Genomic DNA, 14930 nt, shown 5'->3' with positions numbered 1-14930 from the left:
AGGTGAAAAGCGGAAGGGGAAATGAGCAAGGAAGAAGTATGAGGTTATGTGTGTCATTTTTTATTTAATTACCTTGGGTTAGGATTGAATGGGAGATGTTGGAGGAAAAAATGTATTTGTCAAAAATGAAAAGCCGTTTCTGTCTGTTGTTTATTATTTCCTTATTGTGCCTCACCTTCGTTTTCGGTAATGTAAAAAACAGCAATGCTTACTATGGGATGTACGGCGGACTGTATGGAATGGGTTGGGGAGGATTGTATGGCGGCTTGGGTCTTTATGGTATGGGCGGCCTCTACGGCATGGGTCTGTATGGCCTGGGTGGTCTCTACGGCATGGGACTCTATGGCCTGGGTGGTCTCTACGGTATGGGCGGCCTGTACGGCATGGGACTCTATGGCCTGATGGGCGGCCTCTACGGCATGGGTCTGTATGGCCTGGGCGGCCTGTACGGCATGGGACTCTATGGACTGGGTGGCCTGTACGGCATGGGCGGCCTTGGCGGACTCCTTGGCCTGAGCTCTTTAGGCGGGCTGTTGGGCGGCCTGTCGTCCCCGGCTGTCAGTACCACAACTCCTGCCCCTGCCCCTGCTACTGCTATTGCTGCCGAACAGGCTGGGTACTGGAGCGGTTACTGGTTAAGCCTGCTGAAACTCAAAGGCGGCCTCATGACGCTTAATCTGGTTGAAGATCCCGTGACCCTTGCCCTGTCCGGCCCTGCTTTCCTGGCTCTTAATCAATACAAGATTCCGCCTGTCACCGTGTCCGGCCCGAATCCCGGAACCGGTACCTTTACCCTCACCGGCACATATTATGACGTCATCAACCTGATTACCTACGTTCTTCAGCTCAACTGCGTGATGACCAGTGACACGACCATGACCGGTGACTGGATGATTGCCGATCAGCTTTATACCAAGCTCGATTATGGTACCTTCGACCTTACACTGGGTGCATCTACTCTGCTGCCTACAACTACGTTACTGCCTACACTGACCACCGTGCCGATTATTTAATAATGTAAAGCAGGGTGAATCACCACCGTTCAAGGAGGAGGCAGGCATCGCCGGATGCCTGCCTCCTTCTACGATACTTCTTTTATGGTTTTGGATTCTGAGGGTTGCTCGGTGTTGGTGGAATTAAGAAGGGGGACACGAAGAGCACGAAGGGGAACACGGAGGCACAAAGTTACCTTTGGCTATTCGATGCTCAACTGCCCGATTACCGTGCTCAATATGCATCATATCTTCTTTTCCCCCTTTGTGCCTTTGTCCCTCTGTACCTGAGCAGTTACAGAGACAGAAGCAATTGATGTACTTCCATTCCTGAAAATATCCGAATCTTTTCTCTGGACAGATAGGGGATTCTTAGGAAATCCCTCGATACAGGAACATCCAGCAAGTGAGGAGAAGAGAATGAAGAGGTTATTTTTCATAGGGATAGGAGCTTTTGTGGTAATTTCTTTCTGCTATGGCCAGGCTTTTTCTCATGTGCCATACTTGGAGGAAACCGACTTTTCAGAAGAACAGCCCTTCCGGGTAGCGGGATCAATCGAGCAGTCAATCGCGGTCTATGCCTGGCTGGAATTCGAAAACGGTTTTTCAGATGATGTCGATGTCTATACTTTCAACCTCCCTGAACCGAGCAGGGTCTTTGTCCAATCTCTGGTGCCGGAGTGTTCCGGTTACGAGAATTTTCTGCCCTGGTTTGCCGTCGTTGGCCCCGGATTGCCGGAGCCGGAGTATGATAGCCTGCCTTTTGCTCTCCCCCAGGGGCAGGGAGCGATTGTGGTCAAGAACCTGGAGCCCGGACAGGAGCGGACGAGCTTTTATGAGCCTTTTGGGGGAAAGAGCTATTATGAGGGACCGAAGTTTGATCAGATGCTGAAGGAACCGGGTACTTACTCGGTTTACTTTTGGGATCCTTACCAGCAGGGTGGTGATTACGTGGCTGTCCTGGGCTATGAGGAGATATGGAGGTTTCAGGATATCATGCGGGCCGTGCGCTACACTCCTCAGATCCGACAGGATAAAGAGCTTCATATTGAGTGTAAATGAGGAAGGGAGGACTTCCTTAAAAGTCCTTGAACCCAGGCAGTTCTATCGTCCCGGCGAAACAAAGGCCTGCGGGTGCAAAGCCTCTGCCAGGCTCTTTAAGCCTTCGGCGATGCGGGGGGATGCCCGGTTGACCAGATCGGGATTGAGAGCCAGAATTTTTCCATTTTTTCTGGCCGCAAGCTGAGGAAACTTCTCCCACAGAGCCTGGTATCCCTGGAGGGCTTCCCCCATGCCGATCATCAGGATTATCTCAGGGTTTCTGGCAATCACTTCATCCAGGCTGTAGTGGATGTACCCCTGCTGGCCGCCAGCCAGATTTTCCCCTCCAGCCAAGCGGATCAGGTCATGGGCCAGGGTATTCTTCCCGGCTGTTATCAGGGGGTTGATACCCAGTTGCCAGAAGCAGAGCGGCCTCTTTCTGACGGATGAAAGGGCCTGCTCCACCTCGCGTACTTTGATCCGCATATTCCTGATCACCTCTTGAGCCTGTGTCTTCCGGCCGCTCAGGCAGCCCAGGAGCCCGATATCCCGATAGACGTGCCCCAGCTCTTTGGCCTGGTTCAGGACAAATACCCGAAGGCCAAGTTTGCGCAGCCGAAAGACCTGTGCTGCCTGGTTTCCCTCCTTAATGGCCAGAATCAGGTCGGGTGTCAGTGAAAGGATTTTTTCCGTGTCCAGGATGAGCAGGCTGCCGACCTTCTCCTTTTTTCCGGCTTCTTTCGGATAATCGCAGTAGGTGGTTACTCCAATGATTTCTTTATCCAGGCCCAGGCTGAACAGGCATTCGGTGATTGAAGGGGCCAGAGAGATAATCCTTGCAGGGCAGGCGGGGAAGGAGACCGACTCTCCGGTGGCATCCACGAGCTGAAAAGGAAAGGACGCAGGGGCAGAGGGGCTCATCGCAGAGCGAGTGACACTCCCCTGAAGATCGAACAACATAATAGCAATAACCAGCCACAAAAGAAAAGGATATCGGTTCACCCTGGGGTATCCGGGATAAGGGCAATATAGGCAATTCTCTGTTAGGGATTTAAGCTCTCCTTATTCTGACTTTCCCTGCGGTCCATTGTATCATTGAAAAGAACTTTTAACAACCGGTCAGACATCTCCTCTTTGGGGCCGTGCTGCCGAAAGTTGGTCTTCCTTGGTGCCAGCAGCCGCCAGATACTGGCCCCGATCTGCACACCCAATGGATTTTTCCTGAAAGCGCTTCGATCTTCGAACATTCGAATCAGCGTTTCCAGATCCTCGATATGCCGGGCTAATTTCTCCTGATCGAAGGTGATCGCTTTTTTGGCCACTGTGCTGCAATATTTGCAGTCAACATCGCAAATCGAGCCCTCACAGTCGTGGTTTTTGAAGTAATCGAGAAAGCCGTCAAGCTTGCGATTGTCAATGTAGACTATTCCGTTCCTTTTCTCCATTTGGCGGAATATGGAGAGAACCCGTAAGTTGACATGCCGGGGCCGCAAAATCCATTGTTCGGCATTTGCCAGAAGGCCCTCATCCTTACTCATGATATAGGGATAAACGATCAGGTCGGCCAGATTTCCGTCGAACTTCTCCTCGGAATAAGCCTTGACAGTTCGTAAAAGCCAGTCAGATGACCTGGTGCGTCCTGCCACTTTGAAGACATCGATCCCTAAATCGATGTAGGTTTGGATATCTTCGGGTCGGATGAAGCCCATGGAAATGAACTCCGCCGGGTTTGTCAGGCGGGTCCGGGCACATAAGCACGAGTGATAGTCCATGACGAATCCCTTGCTCTTGTCCTCCGAAGATGATGAGTGGGCCATGGAACATACATGGGGCACGCTGTAGGGGCAGTATCTCTGACAGACGTTATTGGCGAAGATCTCGATCTCACATTTGACCGCCTGCCGGATCTTGCGAATGACGCGAAAATTCCGGTTGATGTCAGAGCCCAGCATGATCCGGTCTGCCCCAAGGTCCTCCCATTTTCTGGCCTTGCTTACGGCATTGATCAGACAGAAGGTCGATATGATGACCTTGACATGGGGGAAGTTTTCCTTGGTCAGCCTCAACATATAGGGAGCGGCAACGACGACTTCATCCGTACCGGCATTGACAATCTTCTCCATGAACCGGGTAAGCCTCGTATTGTAATCCCGGGTGAGCTCCCTGTTAGACTGGCAGATGGAGTTTAAGAGGTAAATAAATTTGATCCCATGACGATGGGCTTCGGTAATGGTTTCCTTGATGCGGCCAAAGTCGATATTGGCCAGATACATTGATGCCCGGCCCCCTCCCAGTATATCCTGAGTCAATTTGCCGAAGATGCTTTCTACATCCCGGTAAGCGGCAAGCCTGGGAATGAGCTGGAGATCTCCGTTAAAAGCAAGGGTCATTCTTTTTTTCCTGAGATTTTGCGTATCCATCGGTATCCTCCGAAAAATTCAGCCAACAAGATCAAGATTAAAGACCATACCCTCATATTTCAGGATATGGCAATACTATGATCGCTCTTATGGGAAGACGACACGGGAGTGTTGTATTTCTCCCGCAGAGACGCTGAGACGCAGAGGATATTATTTTCGGTCATTCTCTGCGCCTCTGCGCCTCTGCGGGAGATCATTCTTCTATCCTTAAATACATGCGTGCCATCAGATGTATGCCATTTATCCCATATAAGTGACTATGAATGTAATCGTCAAGATTCACGTAAATTTAGTACATCGATTGAGTATTTGACAGCTTGCTGAATGAAGGAACCGGCAGAATCAGGGATAGCTTCGAAAAGAAAGCGGGGATTCTGGGGAAGGCATGATGCGCCATCCCCAAAATCCCCCCACGAGTATCAAGAGCAAGGTCAGGGAAGAGTAAGATACGCCTCTTCGGACATTTTTATCCAGTAGCCGCATCCTGGAGCAAAATATTTCAGGTTGCAGAAAATGGGATCTGCATAGGGATCATAGACCTTGCCCCCCTTACAGTCAAAACTGGTTACCCGGAGATATTTTCCGGTAATTGAAGAGAAAAGCTCCGGAATGACCGGACCGGCTACCGGGATAAAGTTTACCGATGGTGTTTCCTGCAGGGGGCAGGGAGGCACCGCCCCCTGGTAGTAACAGGAATCGGGAGAAACGGCTCCCACCAGGTTCCATCCCTTCTGAAGAGGCAGGGATGCAGATGAGGGAAGCGGAGTGCCGGTCAGGACGAGGTATCCCGGTTTGTTCATTTTGATCCAATAACCATACCCTGCCGAGATATACGTCAGGTTATTGAAAATGGCTGGCGCACTTTTATCCAAAAGGTGCGCTCTATTATCGAAAGAGGTAATCCGCTGCCAGTCGCCTGCCTGGGTCGGATCGGCCGCATCCCGGATCGGAGAGTTGGTCCTGTCTGAAAGCCAGGTGCACAGATCACCCGTGCGGCGAAATTCAATTCCCGGCGGGAAGAATATATCCGAAGGTGGCTGCTGCTGGCTGTGCATACAGACATTGACCTGAAAGCTGATCAGATTCCATCCCTGCCGCAAGGGGATCTTCTGCATGCTGGCCGGCCCCTGGGTTTCCCGGTGGAGGATGGTTCCCAGCTCACCGGCTACAAAGAGGTTCCGGGCGGAAGTTCCTCCGATCCCGAAAAGGGGTCCGCAGGCGGGGAGAAAACCTTCGTCCTGCCAGGATTGTCCATTATAATGAAGTATTCCGCACTGATAATAAACACCGGTTGAACCATTGGCTGACTGTCTTTCGGTAGCTACATCGTAGGTGGCATAGACATCATTTGCCGATGTTCCCCAGATGTCATAATATCCGCTGACAGCCGGACAATCCATGGTGGACCAGCCTGTGCCGTTATAATGATAGATATGGTTTTCTCCGACAGCAAAAACATGGGAGGGTGAGCTGCACCAGACCCTGAACAGGTTATCCTGGATATTATGGCTCATGGCTGACCACGTCTGGCCATTATAGCGTAAAATGGTTGCCCGTTGTCCCCCGATTTCCGACCAGTCTCCGACAGCAAATACATTGAGGGAATCGCATCCCCAGATTCCCCGGAGTCTTCCGGCGGGGGGCGAGCTCATTTTCGACCATCCCGATCCATTATAGTGGTAGATGCTGTTTCCGACTGCATAAACATCACTTGAGGAAGAGCCCCAGACACCTTCAAGGATATCTTCGATCCCCGGAGAATCCGGCATTCTGGTCCAGTCAGTGCCATTCGTGCTGTGCAGGATCAGGGATTCGGTAATTGTCTGGTCATTATCGTCTTTCCACCAGTTCCCCCCTACCGCGAACAATTCCTGGCCGGCGCTGCCCCAGATATCGAAGAGAACGCCTTGTTCCGGCACGTCAAGGGGAGTCCAGGTGTGACCGTCATAGCGGGCAATAAAAACCCTGGCCATTTCCTCGGTCATCGGGGATGGATGTCCACCTACTACAAAGGCGTTCTGGCTGTTGGCAGCCCAGACCTGAAGGCAGGTTCCCTCATATGCCCGTGCCGATTGGCTGGACCAGGAAGTCCCGTCGTAGGCCAGGACAATTCCCAGGCTGGGGTAATCGTACAGGAAGTTTCCGCCGACCACCAGGATTTTGCCATCCTGACCGACCCAGGCTGAACAGAGGTAGCCGGGTGCGACCAGGCCTTCGGCATGTCTCCAGGTCTGGCCGTCGCAACGGAGTATGACTCCTTTCTCTCCGGCCAGGTCAGCTATTCCCACAGCTATGAAGTCACTGGCGGACCTTCCGGCAATCTTATTCAGGCAAAATTCCTGAAGATCATCTGGTGTTACATCCTGCCAGACACTGTTGCGGTACCGGAAAATGCGATCGCCTGCAGCCCAGATATCTCCTCCCGGTGCTCCCCAGATATCGTAGAGGCAGACTGAAGGTATTTCCAGCATCAGGGTCCAGTGGCCGTTCTGGTAATGCAGGATGGTAGATACCGGCTGCTGGGTGCCGGCGTCCAAATAAATGCCAACGGCAAATACGTTATCAGGCCCATTCCCCCAGACGCTCTGGAGGTCAGGCAGGGGGTCTGCGGCACCGATGGCCTGACTCAGGCTCATTTCAGTCCAGGATATTCCGTTCCAGTGGAGAACAAGGCCCGCGATGCCGACAGCAAAAACATCGCCCGGTCCGCTTCCCCAGACATCGAGCAGACACCCGGAAAAAGGAGCATTCATTATCGACCAGGCAGCTCCATTATAGTGATAGATGAGAGTCTGGCCATCCTCCTGACCCGTAGTGCCGCCAACGGCAAAGATATCCTGTGCGGAACTTCCCCATATGCCCGTCAATTCCGCTGCCTGCTCTTCCAGAAGATATGCCTCCATGGTTTTCCAGGATTGGCCGTCGTAATGCCCGATAACTGCTCCATTCATCCCAAAGCCCACTGCAAAGACGTTGCTGTCAGAGGTGGCCCAGATATCATTCAGCCAGTTTGCATTCATCTGGGGAGACTGGATTTCCCAGGAACCGCTGTCCGCCCCTTCAGCCCTGCTGACAAAGTCGCCGGAGGAGTTGAAAATGCAGACTGCCTGAATGATCAGTGCTCCCATGATCATGATCAGAACACGCATGCCCTGGTTGAAAAATGCCGACCTTCCTGTCCTTATGTCATTCATTCCAATCCTCATTTTTATCTCGAATCTCCACTCTTCCTCACCCCGCCGCCCTCTCCCCCATGTGGGAGAGAGGGATCAGAATAAAGGGGAGCGAGAACGGTTATCATTTACCCGTTATCCATTGTACAAAGGCTGACCATGAGGAGGAGATGCTGGAAATAAAGCACATTCCGCTGCTCTTTTTGCTCTTTCGGGCTGTGGTGATGACTACTTCATTTGAGGGTCCCGAATCTCCCAGGTTGCTCCTGGCCGTGACCTTGTAGAAATATTTGCATCCTGGTTTTACTGCCCTGTCTATATAGCTGTTTTCCGGTCTGGTATTGATTATCCGGTATTCTCCGGTGTCTCCATCCCGGCGGTAGATAGCAAAAGCGCTCTCACAGGAAGACATATCGGTCCATACCAGGGTCACCTGATCTTTCGACACCGACTGGACTTGAAGATTTGCAGGAGTCACGGGCACGGATCCGCACTCAACGACTCTCATGCTGGCATAATCGGAGTAATCGGTGGCCCCCAGGTCGGTGATTGCCCGTATTTTATAGGCATACATCCTGTCGAGCTGGCAGGTGGCATCGGTATATTGCGTAGCGTCAGGATTGATCGTGGTCAGGAGGGCGTAGCGGATATCGCTTCGAGGATCCGACTCATCGACGCACCGCCAGACTTCGTAAGCCAGCTCATAATCTGCATTATCATCCCACATCAGGTTCAATCGCGTCGGAATGGAGATGTCCTGGTTAGCCAGAAGGTGGGAAGGCGCAGAATTGCCCGACAGCAGGGCAAAGCTGGTCAGATCGGTAGCCGTAAAGACCAGGGTGTTGCCGATGAGGTGGACGTTTTTCAGGCCGCTCTTCCAGGATCCGGTCTGATCCTGGTAGTTGATGACCAGATCCCCCAGGCTTCCCCCAAAAGTGGTTGGATCGAATTGCAGATGAACAACGAGAGGATTGTCCTCTTTAATCGCTATATCCTCGCTTTCAATCCTGTTTCCGGTCTCATCCATCAGATTAAGCCGGTAGAGGGCAAACAACGAGCTCCATACCGGATCCGAGCGCCGTTCCAGGCTGGCTATCAGAGAGGATGCAGAACCAGGGGCTCCCTGACTTTCGGAAATGAAGCCAGGCGGGATATCGACAAAGCTGTTGTCGCACAAATCCTCTTCACCGTCTCCATTCAGGTCTATCCAGCCAAGGCCGCTGATCCTGCCGCCGGCAGCCGGGGTAATCAACTGGCTGGTGCTCTTCAGGCACTTGCCCTGACCAGGCAGGCCATTCGGCTGAATAGTGAAAGCACAGGGCAGCGTGGCAACACCTTGACCTCGCCGGTTGAAGGTTATCTGGGCTACGAGCTTGTCGATGTTCTCTCCAGAGTAGCCTGAATAGATCACTTTATAGCAGGGGCGGTTTCCGGGATCGGTCACCGGCTCCGGAGCGCTGAAACTGCCTGCCTGGTCGTCCGAATCGATGGATATCGACGAGACATTCTGATCCGCATAGATGTATATTTCCATCCGCTTGTCATTCTGGGTGCCGAGAGTTTCCCGTGAGGAGATGGTCACTTTCGGCTGCCAGGATCTTCGTTCCAGGACAATGTCTACCTGCTGATTTGCGTTATCGGTAATTTCGTAGCCTGCACCCTGGTTGGTTTCCACCCTGGGCAGATAACCTTCGCCTGAAACCATCAATTTGTAGTTCCCTTCCCGGCCAAGGTAAAGGGTGTATTCCCCCTCGCTATTCGTAGTCGCCTGCTGAATATACGGAAGTAGTCCTCCATCCAGGGTTACGGCTACCACCTTCGCCCCGGCAACCGGTCCGCTTCCGGAGGGTCCGGTAACGTGTCCGTGAATGGTACCGAGGCTTCTGTTCAGAGCAAGGTTCTGGGTCGTATCCTTGCCCATCCTTACCCGGATCTGCTGGATGAGAGTTTCTTCATACCCGCTCGCCGAAACAAGGAGAGCATAGAGGCCGGGGCGAAGGCTGGAAATAGTATAATCCCCGCTGGGAGTTGACCAATAATCCTGATTCTCTCCCAGAATTCTGATCCGTGCACCGGAAATCGGCGCGTTGGTAGCTGAATTCAGAACCTTTCCCTGGATGGAATTCAGGGTATAGACATCGACCCGCAGGCTTTTTTCACTCTCACATTCACTGTTACCGGCAATCAGGCGGATTTTGTAAGAGCCGGGACGGTTGTAGATATGGGAGCCATCCGGAGATTGGCCAGTCTCGCCATCCCCGAAGTCCCAGGTCAGATCGGTCGCCCCGGTTGATTTGTCCTGGAAGTTTACCACCAGGGGAGCCGGGCCGGATGTCTGGCTGATCGTGAAATCCGCCTTGAGGGGTTTCTTGACCTCGATGGTAACCGGGACAGCTTCACCGCATTCGTTGGTGAGCCGTACGACATAATTCCCCTCCTGGGCATAGGTGTGAACCGGGTCATGCACGGTGCTCTGGTTCCCGTCGCCGAAAGACCAGTGCCAGGCAGTGGAGGTATCGTCAGGAGAGGAGTTATCGTGGAACTGAACGGTCAGAGGTGCGCAGCCGCTGGTTACATCGGCACTGATAGCCGGTGGATCATGAACCTCGATCGATTTTACGAGGCTGTAGGATTTGCTGGCAGCGGAAGCGGTGAGCGTGACCTCATACGTTCCAGAGGAGGGATAGGTATGGGTGGGATTGCTTCCGGTACCTGCCAGACCATCACCAAAATCCCACTGCCATTCGTTGATGGTGACACCGGAAGGAGCGGCAGTGACAAAACTGACCGGCGCATCGGCACAGGCCGTGCTATCCGCAGTAAAAATCGGGTTGACGTTGTCGCCTGCATTGACGATGATAATGTTTCGGGTGGTGGTGGCACTTCCGCAGTTATTCTTGACCGTCAGAGTTACCCGGTATTCACCTGCTGTTTTGAACTTGTAGGTCGGGCTTTTCTGCGTGCTGGTTCCCTGATCAGGATCTCCGAAATCCCACTGCCATTCTGTCGGTCCGCCGGTTGAGCTGTCGGTAAACTTGATACTCTGATTGACCGTGCCCGGATTGAGCGATGGAGCAAATTTGGCAACCGGTGTGCCGCTGACTACCACCTGCTTCTCTTTTGTGGCCTGGCCGCAGGGAGTATCGGCAGTCAGCGTGACCGTGTATGTTCCCGGACTGGGATAGACATAGGTCGGGTTCGGTTGATTACTGGTACCGCCGGCACCGGCACCGCCAAAGGTCCATCGGCAGTTGCTGACGCTGCCCTGGGTCGATTTGGCGGTAAACTGCATGGTTAACTGGGAGCAGTTGCCGGTTTGCCGGGTATCGAAGTCTACCTCGGGTGCCCGTACCTGGATGAAGCTCGTTTTTTGTTCCATGCTGTATCCGCACATATTCGTTGCAATCAGGCGGACCATGTAGATACCAGGCTTCTCATACGTATGCTCCGGATTTTCCTTGCTGCTGATCCAGTTGTCTCCAAAATTCCATCTCAGCATCGTGGGCTCACCGGTCGAGAGATTGGTAAATTTCACGGTCTCACCTGCACAAACGACATTTTTATCTGCCCGGAAATCAGCCAGGGGCTTGGAAAAAACGTGAATCCATTTCCTTTCGGTCCGGCTATGCTCATCTCCCTCGGCATTTTTCACCTTCAGGGTGATGTCGTAGTAGCCTGAGCGGGTGAAGGTATGAGCAGGGTTTCTGGAAGTGCTGATTTCACCATCACCAAAGTTCCATTCCCAACTGACTGGGTCGCCTGTCGATTGGTCCACCAGGGATACCTCCAGGGGGGAACATCCCTCCAGCAGGACGCCGGCGGCAACGGTAAATGCAGCCCGCAGACTTGAGGCAGGAGCAGTGACGGTAACCGCATCCGCTTTGGTCATAGTGTCCTCGCCACATCCGTTCGTGACTTTCAGGCTTACGGTATAAGTCCCCGACCGAGAGTAGGTATGAACAGGATTGCGGATGGAGCTGGTGGCCGTGCCATCACCGAAGTTCCATTCCCAACTGGTGGGATTATTGGTGGAAAGATCGGTGAAACTGACTTCGAGCGGCCCGTGTCCACTGGTTGTATTAACGCTGAAATTGGCATCAGGCAGAGCAAGCGCCTGGATAGTCTGGGTATAGGGGGTACTTGTGCCGGCGGCACTGGTTACGGTCAGGCTGACGGTATAGGTACCTACCTGGCTGAAGACATGGCTTGGGCTTTGCTCCTGGCTGGCGGATGAGCCATCACCGAAATTCCAGCTCCAGCCTGTGGGATTGTTGAGCGAGCTATCGGTGAATTGAACGGTCAACGGGGCACAGCCGCTGGCGGCGGAAGCGGTGAAGCGGGCTACCGGAGCATCACCCGGCTCGACTCCCGTGGAGATAAGGTTAAGCACTGTGTTTATATCCTGACCAGGCCATGTAGAGTTCCCGTTGACCGGGCCAAGAATATACAGGGTATTCGTACTCGGGCGCCACAGTTTAAAAGTCAGTGTATCACCAGCCGTAGCACCGTTTTTTTCCGTATCGTTGGGATTATCATCTCCATAAGTATCTACGCGATAGCTTCCTGCTATATCCTGGGTAATTTCTGCAGCTCCGATACAGCCATCGTATGCACCGACACTGTTATCAAACACACCAATAATATCGCCAGCCTGTGATCCCTGTCCATCGATTGTCAGGGTTCCGGCAAAAGTGGCAAAGTAGGGAGTGCCAAAATAAGAAAAAGGGCCTGCCGTTATCGTGTCTGCCCAAATGCGGGAGCAAAGCAGAAAAAACAGGCTGACGGTGAAAAAAACTCCCCAAATCTTTCGGTGAAAATTGGTCATATTTTTTAGCTCCTTTCTGGTCTATCATAGAAGACAAGCAAATGGATTTTTTGAAGCGCAGCGGGTTTTTTAATAGTTACCTGGCTCCTCCCTCCCTTCTTCAATACCGGAATGGCTGATTTGATCGTTTTTATTTGTGGATAGTGCTCTTCGCCTGGGTCAGGCGATTACAACTAAAGAGAAAAATTTATCATGGTAGAATTTTAAATCGGGTGTTACAACTTAAGGGTGCACAATCTCAAGGTGCAGATATCGAAAAGTTGATGTTAAAAAAAGTGTGATATTCTATTCGGCTTGAATAAAAAATTTATCTACAAAAAAATAGGGGAATGACTAAAAAAATTTATGAACTTGAAAAAATGCCATTAGAATGGGAGAGTTTGAAATGCAGATTGGGGAATGCCTTCTCAACCGACCGGATGGTGCAGGTAAAGGATCAGGACTCCTTCTCCTCCTTCCTGCGGAAAGCCTGACCGATAGGCTTCCACCAGTTTTCGGCCCCGGTCGGAATTCAGCCAGCGGATTACTTCTTCTCTCAGGACCGGTTTCCGGCTCCGGGAATGGATGCCTCTGCCGGTAATGACCGTCAGAGTGTGAATGCTCCGACAGGCTGCCAGCCGGCAAAACCGCTCGAGATGCCTTATGGCTTCCGGGCGGGCAAAGCCGTGCAGGTCCAGGGTAGCGGTTACCTGGCTTCCTGGCTGCCGGGAGGAAGACTTTCTTTTTGGCCTGATAAGGAGGGGCCGGGTTTCAGAAGAATCGAATTTCTCGCCGATTAAATCACCCTGATACTCTTTTAATGATTCTACCGCTTCCAGGAAGAGCTGCCTTTCTTCCCCGGAAATCCCGTCCCGGTATTTTGGAGTAAATAGGGTGGGAATTTTCTCGCCGGCAAGAGGTTGGCTCTTTGATCCTGCCCTGTTTTTACCGTGTCTTCTCTTACTCATGAGTTTTGCCCGATAAGGGTTAAAATAACAGTTTGGGAGTCAGAAGTCAGGAGTCAGAAGTCAGAAGAAAAGATAGCCTTTATTCTGGCTCCTGACTCCTTGGCTCCTGAATTCTCAACAAAAAGTAAAGTTTTAGCCCGTTTGCAGTATTGTAATCGTATACTTGCCAGGATATTGCCGTCAATCTTTTTTTCAGAAAAATTGAAACATGGTCACAAATTTCCAGCAACAGCAGGGTGGGGCTAAAATGCCTCAGGCACAAAGTTGCCTTTGCCTCTGTGCCTGAGCAGTTATGTATTTTTTACTCGCATTTTACAAAAGAATGGTATATTATGCACCTTGCTCGGCCTGGTCCAATCGCAAACCACTATCACCAGGGAAGAGGACCGGTGATCCGTGGTCAAGCTTCTCTATCACACATTCTCTTGATAAAATGGCTCCGATGCGCTAAAATCGAATGATCATTTGACAATTGTCATTAATTTGGCTATATTAGTTAGAATAACTGCGAGCCTTTTTCTGCAAGTGACCGATCTGTTTAGTTATTTACCAAAGTTTTAGAGTTAAATATTGTGAAGGTAGATGGCCGGTAAGAGGGGGATGATGGAACAACTTTTATCGGGCCGACGTAATGATCAGAATTTGAACACGGGCAGTCACAAAATGAACTGACCTTAATCAAGAGATCGCTCACCAGAGTGATCGAGAACTGTCTTGAGTGGTAAACCTGGGATTGGATAAAAAAGAGGCCGTGGTGAAATTTTCAATAATATCATATATTAGTTCATAGGCAAAAGACTTTTGTTTGGTGTGCACGTCCTGAAGCAGGAATTTTTGAGATCAGGTACAGAAATTGCTTTTTAAATAGATGAACAAGATTATAAACAGGATATAGAAGAGGGTAATAAGAGAAAATCTCAATAATTCAGTACCTGTCAAGCAAACCACGGGATATTGGCTGAAAGCTGACAGGCAGGAAGTTTGCAAAAAACTCGCCTGCATTTTATGATAAATGGATTGAGGCGAGGCAAAGGAAGAAAGGAGGTGAATTAGTTATGAGGAAATTTTGGCCGGCTTTAGTAATCTCAGGCCTGATCTTGATCGGAACCACCGGTTGCAATCTCCCAAACAAGCAATCTGAGGAGGAGCCCAAGGTGGAGGAGCAGGTTAAGGAAGAAGCTGTTGCTCCGGCACCTGCCGAAGAGGCTCCAGCCCCGGAGGCTGTGCAACCTGAGACACCTGCCGCACCAGACGAGAACGTGACCGGTGCTCCAGTTGAAGGTGGCGCACAGGCACCTGCTGAGGGTACTCAGGCACCAGCAGAAGCTCCAGCCCCCGCAGAGGCACCAGCAGAAGCCCCAGCGGCACCCGCAGAAGCCCCAGCGGAGGCTCCGGCAGAAGCTCCGGCAGGACACTAAGCCTGAGTACCAGTACTGGTATTATTCTTAGTGACAAACAATAATGGTCAGGTCTTGAGTCGGCACTTTGCACTTCAAGACCTGACCACTTATAATTACTCGAGCTTTGAAATG

Annotated in this window: 9 protein-coding genes; 2 read left to right on the top strand and 7 right to left on the bottom strand. The window is 51.6% G+C overall.

Going from position 1 to position 14930, the window contains the following annotated elements; genetic code table 11:
- The first annotated feature begins 125 nt into the window (after positions 1 to 125).
- Complete coding sequence (locus AB1611_00925; GenBank protein MEW6378148.1) at positions 126 to 1013, top strand: hypothetical protein; 888 nt, start codon at positions 126 to 128, stop codon at positions 1011 to 1013.
- Between the two features lie 224 nt (positions 1014 to 1237).
- Here AB1611_00925 and AB1611_00920 read toward each other — a convergent pair whose 3' ends face one another.
- Positions 1238 to 1432 carry a hypothetical protein gene (locus AB1611_00920; GenBank protein MEW6378147.1) on the bottom strand — a complete coding sequence of 65 codons (195 nt, stop codon included), beginning with the start codon at positions 1430 to 1432 and terminating at the stop codon, positions 1238 to 1240.
- Between AB1611_00920 and AB1611_00915 the strand changes: the two genes are divergently transcribed.
- Positions 1413 to 2054 (top strand): hypothetical protein, encoded by a 642-nt coding sequence (locus AB1611_00915; protein MEW6378146.1) that lies wholly within the window; start codon positions 1413 to 1415, stop codon positions 2052 to 2054. The genes AB1611_00920 and AB1611_00915 overlap by 20 nt on opposite strands.
- A 42-nt stretch (positions 2055 to 2096) precedes the next feature.
- Here AB1611_00915 and AB1611_00910 read toward each other — a convergent pair whose 3' ends face one another.
- From AB1611_00910 to AB1611_00885, 6 genes are all read right to left on the bottom strand, one after another.
- On the bottom strand, positions 2097 to 2993 hold the full coding sequence (locus AB1611_00910) for a helical backbone metal receptor (protein MEW6378145.1): 897 nt from the start codon (positions 2991 to 2993) through the stop codon (positions 2097 to 2099).
- A gap of 83 nt (positions 2994 to 3076) precedes the next feature.
- Positions 3077 to 4453, bottom strand: coding sequence for a peptidase U32 family protein (locus AB1611_00905; GenBank protein MEW6378144.1), 1377 nt, complete (start codon positions 4451 to 4453; stop codon positions 3077 to 3079).
- Positions 4454 to 4884: 431 nt separating this feature from the next.
- Positions 4885 to 7647, bottom strand: a complete 2763-nt coding sequence (locus tag AB1611_00900; protein MEW6378143.1) for a hypothetical protein — start codon at positions 7645 to 7647, stop codon at positions 4885 to 4887.
- 103 nt (positions 7648 to 7750) lie between these two features.
- The gene (locus AB1611_00895) at positions 7751 to 12451 is read right to left on the bottom strand and encodes a PKD domain-containing protein (GenBank protein MEW6378142.1); all 4701 of its coding nucleotides are present in this window, start codon (positions 12449 to 12451) and stop codon (positions 7751 to 7753) included.
- A gap of 407 nt (positions 12452 to 12858) precedes the next feature.
- A complete protein-coding gene (locus tag AB1611_00890) occupies positions 12859 to 13398 on the bottom strand; it encodes a Smr/MutS family protein (GenBank protein MEW6378141.1) in 540 nt (179 codons plus the stop codon).
- 1167 nt (positions 13399 to 14565) lie between these two features.
- Positions 14566 to 14853 carry a hypothetical protein gene (locus AB1611_00885; protein MEW6378140.1) on the bottom strand — a complete coding sequence of 96 codons (288 nt, stop codon included), beginning with the start codon at positions 14851 to 14853 and terminating at the stop codon, positions 14566 to 14568.
- Between the last annotated feature and the right edge of the window lie 77 nt (positions 14854 to 14930).

It is taken from the genome of bacterium (genome assembly GCA_040755755.1).
Classification (GTDB): domain Bacteria; phylum SZUA-182; class SZUA-182; order DTGQ01; family DTGQ01; genus DTGQ01.
Note: the sequence above shows the minus strand (reverse complement) of the source record. Positions and strands in the feature narration are given on the sequence as shown.

Excerpts from the sequence above, each read along its gene's own strand:
- AB1611_00900 (MEW6378143.1), bottom strand. The coding sequence starts at position 7,647 with ATGAATGACATAAGGACAGGAAGGTCGGCATTTTTCAACCAGGGCATG.
- AB1611_00895 (MEW6378142.1), bottom strand. The coding sequence starts at position 12,451 with ATGACCAATTTTCACCGAAAGATTTGGGGAGTTTTTTTCACCGTCAGC.
- AB1611_00925 (MEW6378148.1), top strand. The coding sequence starts at position 126 with ATGAAAAGCCGTTTCTGTCTGTTGTTTATTATTTCCTTATTGTGCCTC.
- AB1611_00920 (MEW6378147.1), bottom strand. The coding sequence starts at position 1,432 with ATGAAAAATAACCTCTTCATTCTCTTCTCCTCACTTGCTGGATGTTCC.
- AB1611_00905 (MEW6378144.1), bottom strand. The coding sequence starts at position 4,453 with ATGGATACGCAAAATCTCAGGAAAAAAAGAATGACCCTTGCTTTTAAC.
- AB1611_00910 (MEW6378145.1), bottom strand. The coding sequence starts at position 2,993 with ATGTTGTTCGATCTTCAGGGGAGTGTCACTCGCTCTGCGATGAGCCCC.
- AB1611_00915 (MEW6378146.1), top strand. The coding sequence starts at position 1,413 with ATGAAGAGGTTATTTTTCATAGGGATAGGAGCTTTTGTGGTAATTTCT.
- AB1611_00890 (MEW6378141.1), bottom strand. The coding sequence starts at position 13,398 with ATGAGTAAGAGAAGACACGGTAAAAACAGGGCAGGATCAAAGAGCCAA.